The sequence below is a fragment of the Pseudomonas sp. HY7a-MNA-CIBAN-0227 genome (genome assembly GCF_040310325.1).
GTDB lineage: Bacteria > Pseudomonadota > Gammaproteobacteria > Pseudomonadales > Pseudomonadaceae > Aquipseudomonas.
Genome location: NZ_JBEOPT010000269.1, coordinates 1 through 251 on the forward strand (window position 1 = coordinate 1; position 251 = coordinate 251).

A 251-nucleotide genomic window follows, 5' to 3' on the forward strand; every position below is an offset into this window, starting at 1 on the left:
GCCCATAACCATTCAATGAGTGCCATCAGCGCATCATTCTCTTCATTACCGTTAAGTTCACGAGAAATGGCTGCGCGTCCATCATCAAATAGCGATTGTGCATAGCTAGTTGCATCATCAACGCCCATCAGCTTCACGTAAGTAGACTTGTCTAGTTTTTCATCGCTGCCAGCAGGTTTGCCGAGCGTATCGGTGCTAGTGGTGACGTCTAAAATATCGTCCTGAACCTGAAAAGCCAGACCAATATGCTG

The 251-nt window shown here is 47.0% G+C and carries 1 protein-coding gene; it reads right to left on the minus strand.

The window, feature by feature from the left end; genetic code table 11:
• Positions 1-251, minus strand: a 251-nt coding sequence (locus AAEZ06_RS27875; protein ID WP_350617400.1) for a polyprenyl synthetase family protein, incomplete at both ends; no start/stop codon positions are given.